This window comes from Variovorax sp. YR750 (genome assembly GCF_900109805.1).
Classification (GTDB): Bacteria; Pseudomonadota; Gammaproteobacteria; order Burkholderiales; family Burkholderiaceae_C; genus Variovorax; species Variovorax gossypii.
In genome coordinates this window covers 183,597-205,556 of record NZ_FOBJ01000011.1, presented here as the reverse complement: position 1 = coordinate 205,556, position 21,960 = coordinate 183,597, and the positions used below count along the sequence as shown (strand labels likewise).

The 21,960-nt window shown below is 69.1% G+C and carries 18 protein-coding genes; 6 read left to right on the top strand and 12 right to left on the bottom strand.

Annotation, left to right across the window (positions count from 1 at the left end; translation table 11 throughout):
* Positions 1-2 precede the first annotated feature (2 nt).
* The 4 genes from BMY35_RS22785 to BMY35_RS38340 all read right to left on the bottom strand — a co-directional run bounded on the left by BMY35_RS22785 (position 3) and on the right by BMY35_RS38340 (position 6,442).
* Positions 3-1,733, bottom strand: coding sequence for a ShlB/FhaC/HecB family hemolysin secretion/activation protein (locus BMY35_RS22785; RefSeq protein WP_093204072.1), 1,731 nt, complete (start codon positions 1,731-1,733; stop codon positions 3-5).
* Between the two features lies 1 nt (position 1,734).
* Positions 1,735-3,780: a CHAT domain-containing protein gene (locus tag BMY35_RS22780; protein WP_256229265.1), complete on the bottom strand. Its 2,046-nt coding sequence runs from the start codon at positions 3,778-3,780 to the stop codon at positions 1,735-1,737.
* Positions 3,781-4,052: 272 nt separating this feature from the next.
* On the bottom strand, positions 4,053-6,248 hold the full coding sequence (locus BMY35_RS22775; protein WP_093204286.1) for a catalase: 2,196 nt from the start codon (positions 6,246-6,248) through the stop codon (positions 4,053-4,055).
* A gap of 41 nt (positions 6,249-6,289) precedes the next feature.
* Complete coding sequence (locus BMY35_RS38340; protein WP_177213679.1) at positions 6,290-6,442, bottom strand: hypothetical protein; 153 nt, start codon at positions 6,440-6,442, stop codon at positions 6,290-6,292.
* A 246-nt stretch (positions 6,443-6,688) separates the two neighbouring features.
* On the opposite strand from BMY35_RS38340, the gene BMY35_RS22770 reads away from it, so the two are divergent.
* Complete coding sequence (locus BMY35_RS22770) at positions 6,689-7,693, top strand: dioxygenase family protein (protein WP_371287185.1); 1,005 nt, start codon at positions 6,689-6,691, stop codon at positions 7,691-7,693.
* Between the two features lie 37 nt (positions 7,694-7,730).
* On the opposite strand, the gene ligD is transcribed toward BMY35_RS22770, so the two are convergent.
* From ligD to BMY35_RS22755, 3 genes are all read right to left on the bottom strand, one after another.
* Positions 7,731-10,325, bottom strand: a complete 2,595-nt coding sequence (ligD, locus tag BMY35_RS22765) for a DNA ligase D (protein ID WP_093204067.1) — start codon at positions 10,323-10,325, stop codon at positions 7,731-7,733.
* A 21-nt stretch (positions 10,326-10,346) separates the two neighbouring features.
* On the bottom strand, positions 10,347-11,342 hold the full coding sequence (locus tag BMY35_RS22760) for a non-homologous end joining protein Ku (protein WP_093204064.1): 996 nt from the start codon (positions 11,340-11,342) through the stop codon (positions 10,347-10,349).
* A 75-nt stretch (positions 11,343-11,417) separates the two neighbouring features.
* Positions 11,418-12,437 carry a succinylglutamate desuccinylase/aspartoacylase family protein gene (locus BMY35_RS22755; protein WP_093204062.1) on the bottom strand — a complete coding sequence of 340 codons (1,020 nt, stop codon included), beginning with the start codon at positions 12,435-12,437 and terminating at the stop codon, positions 11,418-11,420.
* Positions 12,438-12,594: 157 nt separating this feature from the next.
* Between BMY35_RS22755 and BMY35_RS22750 the strand changes: the two genes are divergently transcribed.
* Positions 12,595-12,819 (top strand): hypothetical protein, encoded by a 225-nt coding sequence (locus tag BMY35_RS22750; RefSeq protein ID WP_256229262.1) that lies wholly within the window; start codon positions 12,595-12,597, stop codon positions 12,817-12,819.
* On the opposite strand, the gene rpe is transcribed toward BMY35_RS22750, so the two are convergent.
* Positions 12,809-13,504 carry a ribulose-phosphate 3-epimerase gene (gene rpe / locus BMY35_RS22745; protein WP_093204059.1) on the bottom strand — a complete coding sequence of 232 codons (696 nt, stop codon included), beginning with the start codon at positions 13,502-13,504 and terminating at the stop codon, positions 12,809-12,811. The genes BMY35_RS22750 and rpe overlap by 11 nt on opposite strands.
* A 60-nt stretch (positions 13,505-13,564) precedes the next feature.
* Between rpe and apaG the strand changes: the two genes are divergently transcribed.
* The 4 genes from apaG (at position 13,565) to BMY35_RS22725 (ending at position 18,544) form a co-directional block, all read left to right on the top strand.
* Positions 13,565-13,960: a Co2+/Mg2+ efflux protein ApaG gene (gene apaG / locus BMY35_RS22740; protein ID WP_093204281.1), complete on the top strand. Its 396-nt coding sequence runs from the start codon at positions 13,565-13,567 to the stop codon at positions 13,958-13,960.
* A gap of 119 nt (positions 13,961-14,079) precedes the next feature.
* Positions 14,080-16,065, top strand: a complete 1,986-nt coding sequence (locus tag BMY35_RS22735) for a site-specific recombinase (protein ID WP_093204056.1) — start codon at positions 14,080-14,082, stop codon at positions 16,063-16,065.
* Positions 16,062-17,333, top strand: coding sequence for a cation:proton antiporter (locus BMY35_RS22730; protein ID WP_093204054.1), 1,272 nt, complete (start codon positions 16,062-16,064; stop codon positions 17,331-17,333). Before BMY35_RS22735 ends, BMY35_RS22730 begins: the two co-directional genes overlap by 4 nt.
* Positions 17,330-18,544: a YbdK family carboxylate-amine ligase gene (locus tag BMY35_RS22725; RefSeq protein ID WP_093204051.1), complete on the top strand. Its 1,215-nt coding sequence runs from the start codon at positions 17,330-17,332 to the stop codon at positions 18,542-18,544. The genes BMY35_RS22730 and BMY35_RS22725 overlap by 4 nt, the downstream gene beginning before the upstream one ends.
* A gap of 6 nt (positions 18,545-18,550) precedes the next feature.
* Here BMY35_RS22725 and BMY35_RS22720 read toward each other — a convergent pair whose 3' ends face one another.
* The 4 genes from BMY35_RS22720 to phnC all read right to left on the bottom strand — a co-directional run bounded on the left by BMY35_RS22720 (position 18,551) and on the right by phnC (position 21,894).
* Positions 18,551-19,141 (bottom strand): HD domain-containing protein, encoded by a 591-nt coding sequence (locus tag BMY35_RS22720; protein WP_093204049.1) that lies wholly within the window; start codon positions 19,139-19,141, stop codon positions 18,551-18,553.
* A 19-nt stretch (positions 19,142-19,160) separates the two neighbouring features.
* A complete protein-coding gene (gene phnE, locus BMY35_RS22715) occupies positions 19,161-19,964 on the bottom strand; it encodes a phosphonate ABC transporter, permease protein PhnE (RefSeq protein WP_093204046.1) in 804 nt (267 codons plus the stop codon).
* Positions 19,965-20,007: 43 nt separating this feature from the next.
* On the bottom strand, positions 20,008-20,955 hold the full coding sequence (gene phnD, locus BMY35_RS22710) for a phosphonate ABC transporter substrate-binding protein (protein ID WP_093204044.1): 948 nt from the start codon (positions 20,953-20,955) through the stop codon (positions 20,008-20,010).
* Positions 20,956-21,048: 93 nt separating this feature from the next.
* Complete coding sequence (phnC, locus tag BMY35_RS22705; protein WP_093204041.1) at positions 21,049-21,894, bottom strand: phosphonate ABC transporter ATP-binding protein; 846 nt, start codon at positions 21,892-21,894, stop codon at positions 21,049-21,051.
* Positions 21,895-21,960 lie beyond the last annotated feature (66 nt).

Genomic DNA, 21,960 nt, shown 5'->3' with positions numbered 1-21,960 from the left:
GGTCAGAACGCCTTGATGAGCTGCACGAAGAGGCGGGGATTCCTGCCTCCGCCGTCGGTCTGCGCGGGCGGCGTGCCGGCGCGCCAGGCCAGCGTCGCGTTGATCGAGAAATTGCCGGGTCGCGACCAGCTCAGGCCGATGCCATAGCCGCGCAGGCTGTGGCTGTTGACGCCGTCGTAGGGCGTCGGGTTGCGCACGATCTTTCCGTGCGCTGCGTCGTAGAAGAGGAAAGGCGTGAGCTCCTCGTTGAGCGACCAGCGCCATTCGACGGTGCCGATCACGCCCTGGTCCACCAGCAGTTCGCCCGAAGGGTAGGCGCGCACCGCGCGCGCGCCGCCGAGCGCGAGCTTCTCGGACGCGTCGAGGTTCTTGCTCGCCCACTGGCCACCGATCGACAGGTACAGCGAATGGCGCGGCACGATGGCCTGCAGGCGCGAGAGCTGGAAGCTCAGCTTGGTGAAGCCGCCTTCGGTGCGGTGGCCGGTGATGCCCCTGTCGAAGTCGCGGCTCTCGGGGTCGCGGATGGAGAGGTTGCCGTGATACAGCGTGCCGGAGCTGGCCCAGTAGCCGCCGCCCAGCAGCTCGTCGCGGCGCTCCCAGGTCCAGCCCAGGCTCAGGCCGTTGACGCGCTTCTTCGAGTTGTAGTCGGCCGCGCGCAGTTCGTCGGTGAGGTCCTTCACGTCCACGCCCAGGCGCAGGAAGAGGTTCTGCTGCCGCTGGCGGATCACCGGATAGCTCAGCGAGAAGTCGAGCACGTTGGCCCGGCCGCGCGCGTCGAGGTCGGCGAACTGGCCGCCCAGCTCGTAGCTCACGCGCGACAGGCCCACGCCCGCGCGCAGCCCGCTGGTGCCGATGGGCGCCTCGTACGCGATGCGGCCGAACTGCAGCGCATTGCTGTTGGAGACCATCAGGCGCATGTCGAGGTTGTCGCCGATGCCGAAGGGGCTGAGCCAGCGCGCGGTGCCGCCCACGCGGTAGCGGCCCGACTCCTTGGTGCCGTGGTTGTCGCCCTCGGCGGTGAAGGCCCAGCGCGGCGCGGCGGTCACTTCCACCGCGAGGTCGGTGGTGCCGGGCTGCGTGCCCTCCTGCAGGCCCGAGGACACCTTGACGCCGGGCTGGTCCGACAGCAGCAGCATCGCGCGCTCGTAGTCCGGCGCGCTCACGGCGGCACCGGGCTGCAGCGGCGCGAGGAAGCCGCGTACGCGCGACTCGGCAATCGGCGCATCGGGCGCGACCGTCACGTCGACCTTGCCGAGGCGGCCCTCGATCACGCTGATCTCGACGATGCCGTCGCGCACCGTCTGCACCGGCACCACGGCCTGAGCGAGGAAATAGCCTTGCTCCTTGTAGCGCGCCGTGATGGCCTTGGCGAGCTCCTCGAGATCGGACAGCGTCACGTCGCGGCCGATGTAGGGGCCGGTGATGGCCTGCAGCTCCTCGTTGCTCAGCGCCTTCACGCCGTTCAGGCGCAGGTCGTTGAGCTTGAATGTCGCGCCGGCGGGTCCGCCCGTGTTGCGCGGCGGCGCGGGCAGGCTCTGCGGGGCTACGGCGCCGGTGGGCGCCTGCGCGATCGGGCGGTCGCAGGCACCGCAGGGGTCCTTGGTGGGCAACAGCTCGGTGGCGTTGCCGTCCGCTTCGGCTGCGTGCGTGCGCTGGGCCGCGACAAGCAGCGTCGCGCTGACCAGGGCCGTGACCGCGAAGGCGATCGGCGTGGGACGTTGACGGACTTTCATTTCAACTCCCGACCGTTAAGCGCCAGTTGCCGATCAGGTTGAACGGCGCCCAGAAGAAGGGATGGGACATCTTGGGATCCTTCAGCACCGCGAGCTGCCCGGCCTGCATGGCCTTCTGGATGTCGCGGCCTTTCGAGAGCTCGCCGTAGAGCGTGCCCATGAGCACCGCGGTGGCGTCGTCGGACACCGGCCACAGCGACGCGATCAGGCTGGAGCTGCCGGCCGACAGGAACGAGCGCGTGAAGCCCAGCACCTCGTCGCCCTGCGCGATGCGCCCGAGGCCCGATTCGCAGGCCGAGAGCGTGACCAGCGCGGTGCCGTCCATCGGCAGCCCGAGGATCTCGTGCGCTTCCAGGAAATTCTGCTTGCCGCCTTCGTTGGCCAGCAGGATGCGCGAGTACAGCGGATCGACCGCGTCGGCCTCGGCGTGCGCAGCCACGTGCATCAGCGGCGAGCGCGCGGCCACGTCGCGGAACTGGGTCTTGGTGGCGGCCGCGCCCATGTACACGGCGTTGCGCGGGAACAGCCGCGCGAGCTGCTTCACCTCGGTCTCGGCGCCGGGCAGGTCGTACTTGTCCTCGATGCGCGGATTGCCGAAGGCGGTGAGCGACGCGTTCACGCGCGGCGTGCGCTGCGCGAGCTGCACCGCGATGCTCATCGACGGCGCCACCGCCACAGGATGCGTCTCGATGATGTAGCGGCCGTCGAGCCGCAGCGCCTGGAACGGCAGGTAGTGCAGCGGCCCGTGCGGCACCACGACCAGCCGCTGCCCCGGCGCGAGGCCGAGCGGCCCGAGCAGCGCCGCGCCCAGCTTGTCGGCATTGGTGATGGCGGTGCGGCGGCCGCGCACGATCGAATTGCGGAAGGTCTCGACCAGCTCGTTGAGCTCGTCGCGCTTCACCGCCACCGTCTTCTCGGCGATGCTGTTGGGCCCCACCACCCACACCACGAGACGGTCGGGCAGCGAATGGAACTGCACCACGCGCTCGTCGGCCGCCAGCGTGCGCTGCAGCGTGGCGAGGTCGACGGTGTTGGCGGCCTGCTCGTTGATCTTCGCGCGCCCGCGCACCGCGTCGAGCAGCGCGCGCGAACGGCTGTGCTCGCTCACCTCGAAGGCCTGGCGCGCATCGCCCGCGTCGCTGTAGATGGACACGCCGCGCTCGAACACCGTCTGCAGGTCCGAGAACAGGCCCATCTTGAATTCCTCGCTGCGGAACCTGGCGCGCACCTTGTCCACGTCGCCCAGCGCGCGGCCCACGGCCTCGGCCGCGGCCTGCTTCTGGCCCAGCGCAAGTTCGCTGCGCGCCACGCCGTCCCAGGCCCAGAGGCGGTAGTACTCGGTGTCGGCCCCCACCTGGCGCGCGGTGAGCGCGCGATACGCATCGCGCGCCTCGGCGGGCTTGTTCTCGGCCAGCAGCAGGCGGGCCCGGGTACGGTCGAGCTGCGCGGTGAGCGGCGCGTCCTTCGGCGGGGCCATGGTGCCGAGCACCTCGCGCGCCCGCGCCGGGTCACCCGATTCGATCAGCGCATTGACCAGCGATGCCTGCACCAGCGGCGCATAGCGCTGCGAGCTGTTGGCCAGCGCCTCGTCATAGCTGAGCACCGCGCCGGCATAGTCGCCGCGGCGCGAGCGCACGTCGCCGATCACCTTCTGCACGGGGCCGACCACCAGCTTGGGGTCGCGCGCCTGGTGCCTGAGCGCTTCGCGTGCGAACTCCTCGGCCTTCTCGAGCTGGCCCGAGTAGCTGTAGACGATGGCCAGGTCGCGATTGGCCATGGCCATCAGGTTGGGATCGTTGGTGGCATTGGCCAGGTGCAGCGCCTTGCTCGCGGCGCGCACGCTCTGGCGGAACTCGCCCGCCTCGGCCAGCGCGACGGCCTGGCTGCAGTACTGGTAGCCCGAGAGCTTGACCGAGTCCTGCCCGTAGAGCACGGCGCCTTCGCTGGTGAGGGCCAGCAGGGTGTCGGTGTCCGCAAGGCGGGCCTGCTCCATCCTGCTGGCCGCGGCCTCGGCACTCGTCGCCTGCTGCTGCTGCGCCGAAGCCACGGAGCCGTAGCCCGCGAGAAGAATGCATGTCAGACCGAGCGCGCCTGCGATTCCCGCACGACGACGTGCAGGGCGCTCCCATCCCCATCTCGAAAACCACGCCATTGGACCCCCGCGCGCGGCCCACGCATCCGCTTTGGCGGGATGCTCGACGTCGCGAAAGTGCGCGCCGTTCAGGCCTCGTGGGGGCGAAGTCTAGGAGTGGCCCTCTATGGCGCCTATTCGCAATACGGTCTAGCGCTAAAGGCTTAGAACCGGCCTCGCCGGCGGCCCTATGCCGGCACGGCGTCGATGTTCGCGCGGTCCCAGTGCCGGTGCTTCGCGATGGCCGCGACGAAGCGCTGCGCGATCTCCGTCGCGCCGGAGCTGTCGCCCAGGTTGGTGACCGGCGTCGCGGCCACCACCAGCCCCGCGGGCAGTTCGTCGGCCGGCGTGTCCTCGGCAATGCCGAGCGTGGACAGCAGCCGCACGCCCTCGCCCACCGTGCAAATGGCCTTGCAGTGCCTGTAGGCCTCCAGCACGAAGTGCACCGCGTCGCCGATGCCCGCCAGCGCGGTGGCGCAGTCCTCGCCGGCCGGCACCAGCACGGCGTCGAACATCACCGAAGGCGTGTTGGCGAAGGTCGCGTCCACGTCGATCTGGCGCTTCGAGGCGCTGGCGATGGTGCCCAGGCGCGGGCCCACCACCTTGCACTGCGCGCCGGCCTGCTCGAGCGCGTCGCGTATGGGCTTGAGCGAGGCGGAGTCGACGCCGTCGGCCGCGATGATCGCGATCCTGCGCGTGCGCACCGAGCCGTCGCCGGTGTCGGCCATGCTCAGCGCGGGCGACTCCTCGATGGGCAGCGCGATGCGATGGTCGCGAAAGCCCGCGCGTCCCGCCGCCGCCTTGGCATCGGGCTCGCCGATGCCCAGCGGCTCGGCCACGCGGCGGGCGAGCTTCTCGTCCACGTGCGCGAGGTTGTCGACCATGCGCTGGCGGATGGCCGGGACCTCCAGCTTCGACAGCTCGAAGCGGAAGGCCGCGACGATGTGCTCCTTCTCCGCCGCGCTCTGGCTCTCGAAGAACAGGCGCGCCTGCGTGAAGTGGTCGTCGAACGAAGCGCTGCGGCGGCGCACCTTGGGCGGATCGATCTCCTCGGGGAAAGACTGGAAGCCGTGGCTGCCGCCGTCCACGCGGAACTCGGTGCCGCTGCCCAGCGTGTTGGGCTCGTAGGCCACCTGGCCGCGCGCGATGGTCTGCCGGTGCATGCCGTCGCGCTGGAAGTTGTGAAACGGGCACACGCCCTTGTTGATGGGCAGCTCGTGGAAGTTGGCGCCGCCCAGGCGCGAGATCTGCGTGTCGGTGTACGAGAAGAGGCGGCCCTGCAGCAGCGGGTCGTTCGTGAAGTCGATGCCGGGCACGAGGTGGCCCGGATGGAAGGCCACCTGCTCGGTCTCGGCGAAGAAGTTGTCGGGGTTGCGGTTGAGCACCAGCCGGCCGATCTTCTGCACCGGCACCATCTCTTCGGGAATGAGCTTGGTGGGGTCGAGCAGGTCGAAGCCCAGCGAGTGTTCCTTGTCCTGCGGAATCAGCTGCACGCCGAGCTCCCACTCGGGGAAGTCGCCGTTCTCGATGGCTTCCCACAGGTCGCGGCGGTGGAAGTCGGGGTCCTTGCCGGCGATCTTCTGCGCCTCGTCCCACGCGAGGCCGTGGATGCCGAGCTTCGGCTTCCAGTGGAACTTCACGAAGTGGCTCTCGCCGCGGCTGTTGACGAAGCGGAAGGTGTGCACGCCGAAGCCTTCCATCATGCGCAGGCTGCGCGGAATGGCGCGGTCGCTCATGGCCCACATCAGCATGTGGGTGCTCTCGGGCATCAGCGAGGCGAAGTCCCAGAAGGTGTCGTGCGCGCTCGCGGCCTGCGGCATCTCGTGGTGCGGCTCGGGCTTGACGGCGTGGATGAGGTCGGGGAACTTCATCGCGTCCTGGATGAAGAACACCGGGATGTTGTTGCCCACGAGGTCGTAGTTGCCCTCGCGGGTGTAGAACTTGACGGCGAAGCCGCGCACGTCGCGCACGGTGTCGGCCGAGCCGCGCGAGCCGGCCACGGTGGAGAAGCGCACGAACACGGGCGTCTTCGCGTCCGGGTCCTGCAGGAAGTCGGCGCAGGTGAACTGCGACATCGACTTGTAGACCTGGAAGAAGCCATGCGCCGCCGAGCCGCGGGCATGCACCGCGCGCTCCGGGATGCGCTCGTGGTCGAAGTGCGTGATCTTCTCTCGCAGGATGAAGTCTTCGAGCAGCGTGGGGCCGCGCACGCCCGCCTTCAGCGAGTTGTGGTTGTCCGGCAGCTGCAGGCCCTGGTTGGTGGTCAGGGTCGTCGGGTGCTCGACGGTGAACCCCTCGAGCTGCTGCTGCTTGGCGTTGCCTGCGTCGCCAGCCTTGACGGCGCTGGCGCGACGGCCGGCGGCGGCCTTGTTCTGGGGCGACATCGTGGACTTGCCGGAATCTTTCATTGGGTGGGGATGGGCGTTCAGCCCGTTTCGTTGCCGCTGTCGAGGAACATGTCGAGCACGTTGACCACGGCGATGAGACAGATGAGGCCCGCCACGGCGGCGATGGACCACACGAGGATTTCGTTGCCCCAGGAACTGGCGAACGAGTCGAAAAGCGATGCAAATTCCATCATTCCCTCCGGGTTTCACGCTGCCTGTCTTGCGCATGCCCCGCGCATGTCGCGGGCGAATCCGAAGGTTATGTCCGGCGCGGCTCCAGCCCCGTAGTGGCCGCCCTCCCGCCCCTGTGGGAGAGGGCGCGCGGACCGGGTAGGAGCCTGCCGACAGCCGCCCCGCAACAAGCCGCAATAAGCTGAAATCCGCGAGCAACATCGCGGCCCGACGCTCGCCGCTCCAACCACGATCGAGGAGCAAAAGTGTCGATTTCCGAATGCCGCCGACCCGGGCAGGACCAGAACCACAACCAGAATCACGACAACAGGCACGGCCACCACCTGGCCGACGACCTTCCGCTCATGGCGGCGCAGCTCGGCCTCCAGCGCCGCAGGGCGCTGGCATGGCTGGGCTCCGCGGCGGCGGCGGGACCGGCTCTCCTGCTGGGCGGCTGCGGTGGTGGCGGAGGCGGCTCCGACGCAAGCGGCAGCCTCGCCGGGCTGGTGGCGGCCTCGGGCACCACCTCGGCGACCACGACCACGCCGGCCACGTCGACTTCGAGCTCGGGCTCTTCCACGACCACCGGCAGCAGCACGAGCAGCTCCAGCAGCAGTTGCACCGCGCTGCCCGGCGAGACGGCGGGGCCGTATCCGGCGGACGGCACCAACAGCTCGTCGGGCTCGACCTCGGACATCCTCACCTCCAGCGGCATCGTGCGCAGCGACATCCGCAGCAGCTTTCTCGGCACCACCACGCAGGCCGGCGGCGTGCAGACGACGCTGACGCTCACGCTGCTGAACACGTCCTCCAGCTGCGCGCCGCTGTCGGGCTACGCGATCTACCTCTGGCACTGCGACCGCGACGGCAACTACTCGCTGTACTCGGCGCCCACCGAGAGCTACCTGCGCGGCGTGCAGGTGACCGACAGCAACGGGCAGGTGACCTTCACGACGATCTTCCCAGGCTGCTATTCGGGCCGCTGGCCGCACATGCACTTCGAGGTGTTCCAGAGCCTCTCGACGGCCACGACCGGAAAGAACTCGATCCTGACCTCGCAGCTGGCGATGCCCAGCGCCGTGTGCAGCGCGGTGTACCCCTACGCCACGGGCTACACCAGCAGCGTCGCGAACTTCGCAGCGGTCAGCCTCTCCACCGACAACGTGTTCGGCGACAACACCTCGGCGCAGATCGCGGCGATGACGCCTGCCATGAGCGGCAGCGTCGCCGCCGGCTACACCGCGACGGCAACCATCGGCATCGCGCGCTGAGCGGAGCGAAGAAGGCCGGGACGGAGCACGGCGGCCGTCAGCCGGGCTCGTACCCGAGCAGCTTCATCGCGGAGGCGAGCCCCTTGCGGCTGCGCTCCATCGCGGCCCAGGGCTGGTTGCCGACCTCGAAGCGCTGCGCCGCGTTGGCGACCGTCCATCGGTCCGGCCCCGGGAGTTCCGGAAGCTCGTCCCACGTCAACGGCACCGAAACGCCCAGCCCCGGCCGCGCGCGCGCCGACCATGCGCTGACGGTGGTCGCGCCGAAGCCGTTGCGCAGGTAGTCGACGAAGATCCTGCCCACGCGGTTGCGCGGCCCGCTCTTGGCGACGAAGCGCGCCGGAATGGTCTGCGCGAGATGCGCCACCACTGCCTGCGAGAAGCCCTTGACGGTGTCCCAGCCGTACTGGCGGCGGACCGGCACCACCACGTGCAGCCCCTTGCCGCCGCTGGTCTTCAGGAACGATGGCAGACCCAGTTCGTCGAGCAGCGTGCGCACCAGCATCGCGGCCTCCTGGATCTGCGCCCAGGCGACGCCTTCGCCGGGGTCGAGGTCGAAGGTCATGCGGTCGGGCTTGCCGATGGCGCGGGAGGTGGCGTTCCAGGTATGCAGCTCGATGACGTTCATCTGCGCCGCGCCGAGCAGGCCCGGCTTGGTGTCGATCTGCAGCAGCGGCTCGTGACCGGGGTCGAGCGCGGGGTCGAGCAGGCGCACGCCGGGTATCTCGCGCCCCTGCACGTGCTTCTGGAAGAACAGCTCGCCGCCCACGCCTTCCGGTGCGCGCACCAGCGACACCGGCCGCCCGCGCAGGTGCGGCAGCATGAGCTTCGCCACGCCGTCGTAGTAGGCGGCGAGCTCGCCCTTGGTGATGCCGCTGTGCTCGTCGATCACGCGGTCGGCGTGGGTGATCTTCAGGGACATGGACTTGCTTTTCCCTTCGCTGCTGTCGCTGCTTCTGCCGCTTTTCGTTGCCGGCGAGCTTGCCGACGCCTCGATCTCCCGCGTCCGCTGCGCATGCTCGCGCCGCACTTCGGCCGCGGGCTTGTCGCTGCGCAGGCCCTGGAACACGGCCTGGCGCACGCGGTTCTCGCGCGTCCATTCGCCGAACGATATCTCGGCCACCAGCGAGGGTCTGACCCACTGCGCCCTGACGCCACGCGGCACGGGCTCGAAGGGGCAATCGTCGACGGCCAGCCGGTCGAGCTTCGCCTTGATGTCGGCGAGACGGTTCGCGTCAAAGCCCGTGCCCACGTTGCCGCAGTAGCGCAGCCGCCCGCTGCCTTCGTCGTACACCCCGAGCAGCAGCGCCCCGAAGCCGGCGCGCGAGCCCTTGGGCGCGGTGTAGCCGCCGATCACGAATTCCTGGCGCTGCTGGTTCTTGAGCTTGATCCAGTCGGGCGAGCGGCGCGACACGTATGGCGAACCCTTGCGCTTGGCCACGATGCCCTCGAAGCCAATGCGCGCGGACGCCGCGAGCAGGTCGCGCGGCGCGGCCTCGAAGGCGTCGCTCAGGCGCAGCGGCGACAACCGCCGGCCGGCGAGTACCGCGGCGAGCCTCGCGCGGCGCTGCTCGACCGGCAACTCGCGCAGGTCTTCGCCATCCAGAAAGGGCGCGTCGAAGAGCCAGTAGACGATGGCCGAGGTGGCGCCGCGGTCGAAGGCGTTCTGCAGCGCCTGGAAGTCGGGCGCGCCGTTGGGGCCGTCGACGGTGATCTCGCCGTCGAGCCAGGCCGAGCGCGTGCCCAGCTTCGAGATGGCCTCGACGAGCGCGGGCAGCTTCGCGCTCCAGTCGTGCCCGTTGCGGGTGAAGCAGCGGACCTTGCCCTTGTCGTCGATGCGCGCCAGCAGGCGGTAGCCGTCGAACTTGAGCTCGTAGAGCCAGTCGTGCGGCGACGACGGTGGCGAGGACGCGAGGGTGGCGAGCTGGGGTTCGAGGACGGCGGGCAGCGCGGCTTTCTCTTTCTTCTTCCTGGGCTCCTCTTTCTTCGCCGGCGTGCTGCTGTCTTTCGCCTTCGCCTTCTTCCTCGGCGCCTGCCCCACCTCGTCCACGCCGAGGCCGGTGATCACGCTCGCGGGCTCTTCCTCCACCACGTCGTAGTCGTCGAGCGCACGCGCCTCGCCGTCGCGCTCCTTGATGAGCAGCCAGGGCTCGTGCGATTCGTCGCCCTTGCCGCGCATGCGCACCAGCGTCCAGTGGCCGTGCAGCTTCTCGCCGCGCAGCTCGAACTTGAGCTTGCCGGCCGCGAGCGCCTTGCGCGCGTCGCCGTCGGGCAGCCAGTCGCCGCGGTCCCAGACGATGACGGTGCCGGCGCCGTATTGCTTCGGCGGGATGGTGCCTTCGAAGTCGGCGTACGAGATGGGGTGGTCCTCGACGTGCACCGCCATGCGTTTCACGCCGGGGTCGAGGCACGGCCCCTTGGGCACGGCCCAGCTCTTGAGCGTGCCGTCGAACTCCAGCCTGAAGTCGTAGTGCAGGTGGCTCGCGTGGTGCTTCTGGATGACGAAGCCCAGCGTGCCCTTGCCGCGCCGGCCGCCGGCCTTTGGTTCCGGCGTGCGGGAGAAGTCGCGCTTGCCGTGGTAGCGCGCGAGCGCCTTGCGTGCGGTGGATGACGAGGATGATGCTGTGCGTGCCATGGCGTGCGGTCCTCGACGGGCTCAGGCGGCGCGACGGTGGCGGGCCGGAGCTCGGCGCGCGGTGGCGGCGCTCTTCTTCGTGGCGGTACTGCGCTTCTTCGCAGCGGGCCGCCTGGGTCGCGGCTCTTCCTCTTCATCGGCGTCGGCTTCCTCGTCCTTCGACCTGCCCCCACTGCCACCCGCGCCCCCTTTGCGCAGGCTGCGCTTGAGCAGCTCGGTCAGGTCGATGACCTTGGCGCCGCGGCCTTCGGCGGCCTGCTCGCCTTCTTCCGGTTCGGGCTGGGTCACGGTCTCGGTCTGGCCGGCCTTCACCTTCCTGTCGACCAGCCGCAGGATCTCGTCCTTGAACTCGTCTCGGAATTCCTCCGGGTCCCAGTCGGCGCTCATGTCCTCGACCAGCTCCTTCGCCATCTCGAGCTCGCGCGGGCGCAGGCCGGCCTTCTTCGCGTCTTCGGAAGGCAGCGGCAGGTCGGTCCAGGGGCGGATGTCGGCGCCCCAGCGCAGCAGGTTCAGCACGAGGCCGGGGCCGACGGGCACCAGCGCCGCAAGATGCTGCCTGGTCTGGATCACCACGCGGGCCACGCCCACGCGTCCGCTGCGCTGCAGGGTCTCGCGCAGCAGCGCGTACACCTTGGCGCCGCGGTTGATGGGCGCCACGTAGTAGGGCCGCTCGAGGTACACGAAGGGAATGCCGTTGGCCGGCACGAAAGTCTCGATCTCGATGGTCTGCGTGGTCTTCGGGTAGGCGGCGGCGATCTCCTTGTCGCTGAGCACGACGTACTCGCCGCTCTCGTACTCGATGCCCTTCACGATCTGCTCGCGCGCAATCTCCCTGCCGGTCTTCTTGTTGATGCGCTTGTAGCCGACCGGGTCCATGGTCCTCTTGTCGAGCCAGTCGAAATCGATGCCGTGGTCCACGGTGGCCGAGTAGAGCGCCACGGGAATGTGGACGAGGCCGAAGCTGATGGCGCCCTTCCACAGGACGCGCGGCGCGGGTGCTTTCTTCGAGACGGGCATGGGTTGCACACTCCTTCATCCCGGAATGTGCGCCGCCCCGGCGCGCGCGATGTAGGAACGCGGCCCCAGGCGCCGTCAGGCCGCGCCGGTTGCGCCCGTGGCCTCGGTCACCGGTCCGAGCCGGCGTTCGCTGGGGCGCGCGAAGTAGAACCACTCGGCGCCCGGCAGCGCCATCGCGTTGGGGAACACGATGAAGCCGTCGTCGGGCGCGCTCACCAGGGTGCCGTCGTGGCGCATGCCGATGGGCTCGCCGCGTTGCACTTCGTCGAAGGTGGCCCAGTCGCGCACGAAGCTGTCTTCCTCGTGCAGGCGATCTGTAACGCTGGCCAGGCGCAGCAGTTTCGGCGGCTGCGCGGGGCCGCCGGAGAGCCCCTCGGGCAGTTCGGCCATGCCCAGCAGCGCCAGGGTGCGGCGGATGGCGCGCCACGCCACCTCGGGCGCCTGCGGGTCGAGGTGCTGGCCGCATTCGAGCGTGACGCCGTAGCCGCCGCGGCTGCGGATGAATTCGTTGGTGCCGCGGCCGAAGTCGAGTTCGGCCTCGCTGGCCGGCGCGCCGCCCGAGCGCTGCGCGATGCCGGCGGCGTAGATGTCGAGCCAGCCTTCCACCACGATGGGCGTGCCGATGTGCAGCGCGAGCTGGCCCTCCTCGTACGAGCGGGCGAAGGGCTCCAGCGTGCCGGTGTTGTCGCGCGGGCCGATCATCGCGAAGGCCTCGCCCTCGCTCTGGAAGGAATGCAGGTCGAGCAGCACCTCGTGGCGCTCGATGAGCGGGGCCAGCACGTTGGTCACGCGGGCTTCGTAGTCGGCCGGCGACTCGGAGGGGCGGAACAGGCGGTTGAGGTTGCGCTCGCCCTCGCGCTGCAGGCGCCTGCGGGCCAGCGGATTGGCCACCGGCACCATGGTCAGCTCGCCGCGCAGCAGCCGCAGCGAGCCGGCCTCGAATTCGCCCAGCACGCGCTCGATGCCCAGGGTGCCGGAGATTTCGTCTCCGTGCACGCCGCCCATCACGAGCAGGCGGGGACCGGGGTTGAGCGAGGCGAAGGCGTGGATGCGCAGGCTGTCGGTGGCCACGCCGGCGAAAGGATCGGAAGACATCCGGGGATTATTGCGGAGCCCTTTCCCTGCGCGCAAAGGCGCTATTCGTTTCATAGCACCGGCCGCCGAGGCGCCGCCTACAGGGGCTGCCTCGCCTGTCCTACCGGACCGGCCGCGACAGGGGCGCAGGCTCGGCCTCTGTCAAAGGAGTGCATGCATGAACAGCAAGAGCAGCCGCGGCAAGACCAAGGTGGAGCAAGGCGGCGAATCGGCGCCCCGCCTGCCGCACGAGCGCGACCAGTCGTCGGACAGCCAGCAAACTCAGGACGGCAATCCGCCCGAGGTGGGCCGCAAGGCCCACGAAGACGTGGAGCGCGGCGTGGTCGACACCGACCGCGGCCCGCCGAGCGACCGCGTCTACAACGAGAAGCTCAGGCGCTGACGACGCCGGCGAGCTGCCTGCGCATCTCGGTGATGACCGCGCCGTAGTCCTTGGCGTTGAAGATCGCGCTGCCGGCCACGAAGGTGTCGGCACCGGCCGAGGCCACGCGCGCGATGTTGTCGGCCTTGATGCCGCCGTCGACCTCCAGGCGGATGTCGCGCCCGCTCTGCTCGATGCGCTTGCGCGCCTGCTCGATCTTGCGCAGGGCCGAGTCGATGAAGCTCTGGCCGCCGAAGCCGGGGTTGACGCTCATGATGAGGATGAGGTCGATGTCGTCGATGGCCCAGTCCAGCGCCTCCAGGCCCAGCCCGGGGTTGAATACCAGCCCGGCCTTGCAGCCGGCCGCCTTGATGGCCTGGATGCTGCGGTGCGTGTGGGGCGAAGCGTCAGGGTGGAAGCTGATGTAGTCGGCGCCCGCTTGCGCGAAAGAGGCCGCCAGTGCGTCGACCGGCTGGATCATGAGGTGCACGTCGATGGGCACCGGGGTGCCGTCGGCGGTCTTGGCATAGGGCTTGAGCGCCTGGCAGATCATCGGGCCGAAGGTCAGGTTCGGCACGTAGTGGTTGTCCATCACGTCGAAATGGATCCAGTCGGCGCCGGCCGCGATCACGTCAGTCAGTTCTTTGCCGAGGTGCGCGAAGTCGGCGGACAGGATGGAGGGCGCGATGCGGAACGGGGTGCTCATAACCCCTGATTCTCGCAGCCGGCGCAAGCCCGACCAAAGGCCTCCGTTACCATGCGCCCCATGTCACACAGCCCTTTCAGCGTACAAGTCGAACCGCGCTACCTCGCCGACCAGTCCTCGGCCAAGGACAACATCTACACCTTCTCGTACACGGTCACCGTCACGAACACGGGTTCGGTGTCCGCCCAGCTGATCGCGCGCCACTGGCTCATCAACGACGCCTCGGGGCATTCGCAGGAGGTCAAGGGCCTGGGCGTGATCGGCCAGCAGCCGCTGCTGGCGCCCGGCGAATCCTTCCGCTACACCAGCGGCTGCCGCCTGCAGGCGCCCAGCGGCACGATGCACGGCAGCTACTTCGTGGTGACCGAGGAAGGCGACCGCTTCGACGTGCCCATTCCCATGTTCGTGCTGGAAGCCGACATCGGCGGCGCCCCCGTCTCCCGCGTATTGCACTAGACGCACCGGGCGCTCCCCCAGGCTTCGCTTCGCCTCCCCCTCGCCGGGGGCGACACCTGCGGCCCGGCAATGCCGGTTGCGCGGTGTTCCCCGGCACTTGACTTGACGAGATCGCTCCCATGGCTGCCGCATCGCGCGACTTGCAGGGGCTGCTTGCCGGCCTCGACCCCACGGCCGATGTGGCGCAGCGCCACATCTGGCTCATCGACATCTTCGACTGGCTGCGCGGCGACCGCGCCTCGCCGCAGGCGGCCATCGGCCGCGTGCAGCTGCTGCTGGACGCCATCGAGGCGCGGCCCGAGCTGCGCGAGCGGCTTCGCGCCTGGTGGCGCGCCTTCACGCAGACGGTCGACCTGACCACGCTGCTGGCCGACTACGGCTTCGCCCCGCGCACCGCCTTCGCGAGCGAGCTCAGCGAACGGCTGCGCCGAAAGATCCTGCCCGGCACGCCCGAGACCACCGACGCATCGGACCTGTTCCGCATGGTGCTGCCCGGCGCGTTCGACGCGGGCTGGATCGCCCTGCTCGACGAGACGCAGCTCGGGCGCATCGGCGCCCTGCTGACCGACGCAGCGCTCGACGAAGACGGCGCCCCGCGCTGGCGCCACACGGTGATGGACGCCGTCACCTACTGCAGCAGCCAGGTGGTGGCCGCCGGCTTCTCGCCCGAACTGCGCCTGCGCATGAGCACCGACGCGGTCGGCGAGACGCGCCCCTTCCACGCGCTGATGGCCGACCTGGACGAACTGCGCGAGCAGATGTTCGACCGCCCCGGAGAGCCGCGCGACGAAGAGGCCCTGCAGGCCGCCTTCGTGGCCTTCCGCGACCGGCTCGATGCCTGCCGCGCCGGCGCCGCCTCGGTCTACACGCACCTGGAGGACAACGGCATCTCGGTCGGCCTGGTGTTCCGGCTGCGCCAGCTGCGCGAGCGTGTGCTGCGCATCCGCGAGCTGCTCGACTGCCTGATGGCGCCCAACCCCGGGCCCAGCGTGGCGCGGCTGGTCGGCCGGCTGGTGCTGGCCGGCGGCGAGCGCAACAGCATCCGGGCGCTGATCGCCTCCAACTCCTCGATGCTGGCCGCCAAGGTGACCGAGCGCAGCGCCGAGACCGGCGAGCACTACATCACCCGCGACCGCGCCAGCTACCTGCGGATGGTGAAGAAGGCGGCCGGCGGCGGCGCCTTCACGGCCGTCACGGTGCTGCTGAAGTTCGGCATCTATGCGCTGGGGCTGTCGGCCTTCTGGAGCGGCCTGGGCTCGGGGCTGATGTACGCGGCCAGCTTCGTCGCGATCCAGCTGCTGCACCTGACGCTGGCCACCAAGCAGCCCGCGATGACGGCGCCGGCCATGGCGGCGCGGCTGCGCGACATCAAGTCGGACGCGGCGGTGGACGATTTCGTCGACGAGGTCGCCAACCTGGTGCGCTCGCAGGTGGCGGCGGTGCTGGGCAACGTGCTGGTGGTGGTGCCGACGGTGGCAGCCATCGCGCTGCTGGCGCAGTTCGCGCTCGAGCGGCCGCTGCTGGACGCCGCCCATGCGGCGGCCACGCTGAAATCGCTGTCACTGGCAGGCCCGACCGCGCTTTATGCGGCAATCACCGGCATCCTGCTGTTTTCGGCCAGCATCATCGCCGGATGGACAGAAAACGCCTTTGTCCTGCATCGAATGGACTCTGCAATGCGTTACAACCCCCGCATCGGCGCATTTCTCGGCGCCGCACGGGCTCGCCGCTGGGCCGATTTCATGCGCACCAACATTTCAGGCTTCGCCTCCAACATCTCGCTGGGACTCATGCTCGGGCTGCTGCCCGCGTTCGCGGGTTTCTTCGGGCTCGGGCTGGACGTGCGGCACGTGACACTGTCGGCCGGACAGATCGCCGCCGCGGCGGCATCCACCGGCCTGGCGGTGCTGCAGCAGCCTGCGTTGTGGTGGGCGGTGGCGGCGATCCCGGTCATTGGCGCGCTCAATGTGAGCGTGAGTTTCTATTTCGCTTTCCGCCTGGCGCTGCGTGCGCACAGCGTGAGCCTCGGTGACCGCGCGCGCATCCGCAGCGCGATCTGGGCCCGCTGGCGCAGCCGCCCGGTGAGCTTTTTCCTTCCTGGATGAATTTGACGAGCTTCTTCAACGATCTGCTGGGTTTCTGGTCCGAGTGGGTGCGCCCCTCGGCCGGCCTGCCCACCGTGCTGTGGTCGCTGCTGCTGGCGGCCGCCGCTGCTTCCGGCCACCTGGTGCAACGCTACCTCGGGTTACCCAAGGTGATCGGCTACTCGCTGGTCGGCGCCGTGGTGGGCTTTGCCGGCTTCGAGGGCGCGATCTGGCCGCTGCGCGGCATCAGCCTCTTCCTGCTCGAGCTCGGCGCGGCCGTGGTGCTGTTCGAGGCGGGCGGGCGGCTGCCGTTGCGCTGGTTCCGCCACAACCCGATGGTGCTGGTGCAGAGCCTGCTCGAGGCCACGCTGACCTACTTCGGCGTGTACTGGGTGCTCACGCTGCTGGGCCTGCCCGAGCCGGTGGCCAACCCGATCGCGCTGATGGCCATCGTCGCCTCGCCGGCGGTGCTCAGCCGCGTGATCATCGACACCCGCGCCGCCGGCCCCGTGACCGAGCGCGCGATGACGCTGGCCACGCTCAACACCTTCTACGCGCTGGCGCTGGGCTACGCGCAGGCCGGGCTGATCGAGCGCGCGCCGCAGACCATGCTGCAGAAGCTCTACCCGATCGCGGTGGTGCTGGGCCTGTCCTTCGTTGTGGGCGCGATCATGGCGCTGGCGCTGCGCTCGGCGCTGCGGGTGATGAGCCCGTCGAGCGAGAACACGTCGATCCTGCTGCTGGCGATCATTGCCGCGGGCGCCGCGCTCACAGCGCACGTCGGCGGCTCCGCGCCGCTGGCCGCGCTGATCGGCGGCGTGCTGCTCAAGACGCTGAACCCCAAGCCCTGGGCCTGGCAGCGGCAGCTGGGCACGGCCTCCTCGCTGCTCACCATGCTGATGTTCGTGCTGGTGTCGATCGTGGCTGCGCAGGCCGACTGGACGCTGCCGGTGGCCAGCGTGGTGCTGGCCGTGATCGGCGTGCGCCTGCTGACCAAGATCGCCGGCGTGGCGGTCGCCAACCCCGGTAGCGGCGCGAGCTGGAAGCAGGCCTTCTGGGTCGGCTGCGCGATGTCGCCGCTGTCGTCGATCGCGCTGCTCATCGCCTCCAATTTCGCCACCGCCTCGCCGCTGCTGGGCACGATGATCACGCAGGTGGCCCTGCCCTCGATCCTGTTGATGGAGGTGGTGGGCGCGGTGCTCGCCACCCTGGCCATCCACGCGGTGGGCGAGAGTTCGGTGCCCTGGATGCCCCAGGCCTTCAGCATCACGGAGGACACGCAGCGATGAGCACCGCAGCCAGCAACAACAGCCCCGTCGACCCGGACAGCGACGACGTCCGCTCGGCACCGCTGCCTTCGGACCCGGAGAGCCGCGCGGTCAAGCTCGAGCCCTTCAACAAGTCGGAGGCGCTGTCGCTCGGCGTGGAGCTCGAGCTGCAGCTCGTGAACACGCACGACTACGACCTCGCGCCCTACGCCGAGGACATGCTGCGCCTGATGGCCCAGACCCCGCTGCCCGGCAGCGTGGTGCCCGAGATGACCTCGAGCATGATCGAGATCTCGACCGACATCTGCCACTCGGCGCAGGACGTGATCACGCAGCTGTCGCCCATTCGCGAGGCGCTGATCCGCAACGCCGACAAACTCAACATCGCGGTGGTGGGCGGCGGCACGCACGCCTTCCAGCAGTGGCACGAGCGACGCATCTACGACAAGCCGCGCTTTCGCGAACTGTCGGAGCTGTACGGCTACCTGAGCAAGCAGTTCACCATCTTCGGCCAGCACGTGCACATCGGCTGCCCCGATGCCGACGCAGCGCTGCTGATGCTGCACCGCATGTCGCGCTACATCCCGCACTTCATCGCGCTGTCGGCGTCCTCGCCCTTCGTGCAGGGGCAGGACACGCAGTTCGACTCGGCGCGGCTGAACTCGGTGTTCGCGTTCCCGCTGTCGGGCCGCGCGCCCTTCACGCTGAGCTGGAAGGAATTCGAGGCGTATTTCGAGCGCATGACCCGCACCGGCGTCGTGCGCAGCATGAAGGACTTCTATTGGGACATCCGCCCCAAGCCCGAGTTCGGCACCATCGAGATCCGCGTGTTCGACACGCCGCTCACCGTGGAGCGCGCCGCCGCGCTCGCGGGCTACGTGCAGTCGCTGGCCGCCTGGTTCCTGCAGGAGCAGCCCTTCGAGCCGACCGAAGACGACTATCTCGTCTACACCTACAACCGCTTCCAGGCCTGCCGCTTCGGTCTCGACGCGGTGTACGTCGACCCGGCCACCGGGCAGCACATGCCGCTGCGCGACCACATCCTGATGACGATGACGCAGCTCGAATGGCACAGCGAGGCGCTCAACGCCACGCAGGCGCTGGGCGAGCTGCGCACCAGCGTGGAGTCGAACCGCAACGACGCGCGCTGGCTTCGCGAGAAGCAGGGCAAGGAGAGGCTGCTGGCCGAAGTCGTGCGGCAGGCGGCGTTGAGGTTCCGCGGGCAGGCCTGAGCGCGGTCAGGGCGCGGGCTGCTGCCGCGGCAGCGCGACCTGTGCCATCTTCCGCAGGTAATGCGCGAGCGGCGGCGTTGCCTTGTCCTTCACCTTCGCCAGGTCGTCGTAGCGGCGCACGCGCAGCGATTCCTCGGCGAACGGCTCGCGCATGAAGGCGTTTGCCTCGTCTTGCGTGTGAGGGCCGCCCTGCAGCACCAGGCTGTGCTTCGATGCGGGAGACAGGGTGTCCCAGTAGCCACCCTGCGTACACAGGTAGCGCTTCGCTTCCACGTGCAGGCGGATCGGTGCGAGGACGCCCGGCGGAAACAGCCCGTGCAGGAAAGGCAACGCGATGTACTGGTGCAGGTCGTCGCGCGCCGGCATCGCTTCGCCCTCTTCGGATGTCTCTTCCTCCTGCTGCGCGCTTCCCGGCGCGAGCAGGTGGCCGAGGTCGTGCAACAGCGCCGCCACCACCGTCTCGGTGGTCTCGCCCGCTTCTTCCGCGAGCGCCGCGCATTGCAGTGCGTGGTCCAGCTGGTTCACGGCTTCGTGGCCGTACTGCCGCTGGCCGGGGCCGGCCAGTAGCTGCGCGATGTCGTCGAGGGTCAATGCCATTGCAGCAGTCCTTGCCTGTTCAGACCAGCACCTTGCGGATGCGTGCCGACACCAGGTCGATCGCGCTGACGCTGATCACGATGATGATCATCACGGCGCAGGTCTGCGCGTACTGGAAGCCGCGGATGATTTCCCAGAGCACCACGCCGATGCCGCCCGCCCCGACCATGCCCACCACCGACGCCGAGCGCACGTTCGACTCGAAGCGGTAGAGCGCGAAGGAAATCCACAGCGGCATCACCTGCGGAAGCACGCCGTACACGATCTCGTGCAGGGCGCTCGCGCCGGTCGAGCGGATGCCCTCCACCGGCTGCGGATCGATGGCCTCCACTGCCTCGGAGAAGAGCTTGGCCAGCACGCCGGTGGTGTGCACCCACAGCGCCAGCACGCCGGCGAAGGGGCCGAGGCCCACGGCCACCACGAAGAGCATCGCGAACACCATCTCGTTGATGGCGCGGCAGCTGTCCATGAGGCGGCGCGTCGGCTGGTAGATCCACCACGGCACGATGTTGGCCGAGGCCAGCAGCGCCAGCGGCACGGCCGTGGCCACCGCCAGCACGGTGCCCCACAGCGCGATCTGCAGCGTGACCACCATCTCCTGCAGGTAGATGCGCCACTGCGTGAAGTCGGGCGGGAAGAACTCGGCGGCGTAGGTCGCCATGTTGCCGCCGTCCCGGACGAGGTCGAGCGGGCGCATGTCGGCGCCATTCCAGGAGGCCGCGAGCAGCAGGAGCAGCGCGGCCCAGGAGAGCTGCCACGCCAGGTTGCGCTTGGGGGCCGTCGCGGCGAGCGGCGGGCGGTTCATCGGGATCGAGGAGGACATGGGAGGCGAACGAACGGTCGTCGAAAAGGAAGCTGCACTGCGCTCAGTTCAGCGCGGCCAGCTTCTTGTCGATGTCGGCCAGCTTCGCCTTCCTGTCGGCATCGCCCAGCGCGGCATCGGCCTCGATCTTGTTGCGCTGGCCGAAGAGTTCGATCTGGCGGATCGGCAGCAACTGCTTGTCGCTCGATTCCTTGAAGCCCGCGAGCTTCGAGATCTTCATGACGATCTCCTTCTCGCGCGGATCGGTCTTGGCGTAGTTGATGAAGAAGTTGCGGATCTTCGTCTTCGTGGCCTCGGGCAGGTCCTTGCGCATCACGAGCGGGTCGAGCGGAATCAGCGGCGAGGTCCAGATCACGCGGATGTCCTTGTACTTCTCGGGGAAGCGTTCCTTGATCTTCTCCAGGTTCTCGCTGTTGTTGGTCGCGACGTCCACCTGCTTGTTGGCCACGGCCAGTGCGTTCGCCTCGTGGTTGGCGCTGCGGGTGATGCGGAACGCGGTCTTGGCGTCGATCTTGTTCTGCGCGAAGACGTAGAAGCCCGGCACCAGGTAGCCCGAGGTGGAGTTCGGTTCGCCGTTGCCGAAGCTCAGGCTCTTCGCGTTCTTCAGCACGTCGTCGAGCGTCTGCAGCGGGCTCTCGCGGTTGACGATGAGATAGGAGTAGTAGCCCAGCGTGCCGTCGGCGTTGACCTTCTGCGCGAACACTTCGCCGTTGGCGCGGTCCACGGCCTCCATGGCCGACTTGTTGCCGAACCAGCCGAGCTGCACCTTGTTGAAGCGCATGCCTTCGATGATGCCGGCGTAGTCGGGCGCGAAGAAGGCGTTGACCTTCAGTCCGGTCTGCTTGCTCAGGTCGTCGATCAGCGGCTGCCAGTCGGCCTTGAGGTTCTGCGACGACTCGGTCGAGATGAGGCCCATGTTGAGGGTGTCCTGCGCGAACGCGCCGGCCATGCCGAGGCCGAACGCCGCGGCGGCGATGAGTTTCTTGATCATGGATGGCTCCAGGAAATGAAAGAGGAACGAGAGGAGTGAAAGAGGGGACGGAGAGAAAGACGCGGCAGGCGCCCGGAGGCGCCCCGAAAAAAATCAGACTGCGCTTGCCGGCTGGGCCGTCCACGGCACGGCAACCGGTGGTGCGGGCTCGGGCGCGACAGGCCGCAGCAGCTCTTCGGCCTGCACGCCGTACAGCTCGTGCAGCAGCGCGGGCGTGAGCGCGGACGAAGGCCCGTCGAACACCACGCGGCCCTGGTTCAGCGCAACGACGCGCGGGCAGTACTTCATCGCGACGTCGACCTGGTGCAGCGAGACGATGACGGTGCAGCCGTCCTCGCGGTTGATGCGCGCCAGGATTTCCATGACCTTGCGCGAGGACTCCGGATCGAGCGAGGCGATGGGCTCGTCGGCCAGCACCACCTTGGCGCCTTGCACCAGCGTGCGCGCGATGGCCGCGCGCTGCTGCTGCCCGCCCGATAGCGTGGAAGCGCGCTGCGCATGGCAGTCGGCAATGCCCACGCGCGCCAGCGCATCGAGCGCCTGCGCGCGCTCCTGCGCGGTGAACACGCGCGCCAGGCTGCGCCACCACGGCATGCGGTGCAGCGAACCCACGAGCACGTTGACCAGCACCGGCAGCCGCGCGACGAGATTGAACTGCTGGAACACGAAGCCCACCTGCGAGCGCACCTTGCGGATGTCGCGATGGATGCGCCCGCCCTTCTGCACGCAGCATCCGTCGATCTCCACCAGCGACTGCGAGCCGCCGTCGGCCGCCACCAGCCCCGCGATGTGGCGAAGCAGAGTCGACTTGCCGGAGCCCGAGGCGCCGATGAGCGCGACCATGTCGCCGCGCGCCACGTCGATGTTGATGTCGCGCAGCGCGTGCCGGCCGTTGGCGAAGTGCTTGTCGAGATGTCGGATGCGCAGGAGGGTGTTCATTGCTTGTCTCAAAGTCGTCTAGACAAGTGCAGTTTCACCAGCCCGTGTGACGAGCCGGAGACACTT

Bases quoted from the DNA above. Each gene is read 5' to 3' on its own strand.
- phnC (WP_093204041.1), bottom strand. From the start codon at position 21,894: ATGAACACCCTCCTGCGCATCCGACATCTCGACAAGCACTTCGCCAAC.
- rpe (WP_093204059.1), bottom strand. From the start codon at position 13,504: ATGAGCACCCCGTTCCGCATCGCGCCCTCCATCCTGTCCGCCGACTTC.
- BMY35_RS38340 (WP_177213679.1), bottom strand. From the start codon at position 6,442: ATGGAATTTGCATCGCTTTTCGACTCGTTCGCCAGTTCCTGGGGCAAC.
- BMY35_RS22760 (WP_093204064.1), bottom strand. From the start codon at position 11,342: ATGCCCGTCTCGAAGAAAGCACCCGCGCCGCGCGTCCTGTGGAAGGGC.
- BMY35_RS22755 (WP_093204062.1), bottom strand. From the start codon at position 12,437: ATGTCTTCCGATCCTTTCGCCGGCGTGGCCACCGACAGCCTGCGCATC.
- BMY35_RS22750 (WP_256229262.1), top strand. From the start codon at position 12,595: ATGAACAGCAAGAGCAGCCGCGGCAAGACCAAGGTGGAGCAAGGCGGC.
- BMY35_RS22735 (WP_093204056.1), top strand. From the start codon at position 14,080: ATGGCTGCCGCATCGCGCGACTTGCAGGGGCTGCTTGCCGGCCTCGAC.
- BMY35_RS22785 (WP_093204072.1), bottom strand. From the start codon at position 1,733: ATGAAAGTCCGTCAACGTCCCACGCCGATCGCCTTCGCGGTCACGGCC.
- BMY35_RS22730 (WP_093204054.1), top strand. From the start codon at position 16,062: ATGAATTTGACGAGCTTCTTCAACGATCTGCTGGGTTTCTGGTCCGAG.
- BMY35_RS22725 (WP_093204051.1), top strand. From the start codon at position 17,330: ATGAGCACCGCAGCCAGCAACAACAGCCCCGTCGACCCGGACAGCGAC.
- BMY35_RS22775 (WP_093204286.1), bottom strand. From the start codon at position 6,248: ATGTCGCCCCAGAACAAGGCCGCCGCCGGCCGTCGCGCCAGCGCCGTC.
- phnD (WP_093204044.1), bottom strand. From the start codon at position 20,955: ATGATCAAGAAACTCATCGCCGCCGCGGCGTTCGGCCTCGGCATGGCC.
- BMY35_RS22720 (WP_093204049.1), bottom strand. From the start codon at position 19,141: ATGGCATTGACCCTCGACGACATCGCGCAGCTACTGGCCGGCCCCGGC.
- apaG (WP_093204281.1), top strand. From the start codon at position 13,565: ATGTCACACAGCCCTTTCAGCGTACAAGTCGAACCGCGCTACCTCGCC.
- ligD (WP_093204067.1), bottom strand. From the start codon at position 10,325: ATGGCACGCACAGCATCATCCTCGTCATCCACCGCACGCAAGGCGCTC.
- phnE (WP_093204046.1), bottom strand. From the start codon at position 19,964: ATGTCCTCCTCGATCCCGATGAACCGCCCGCCGCTCGCCGCGACGGCC.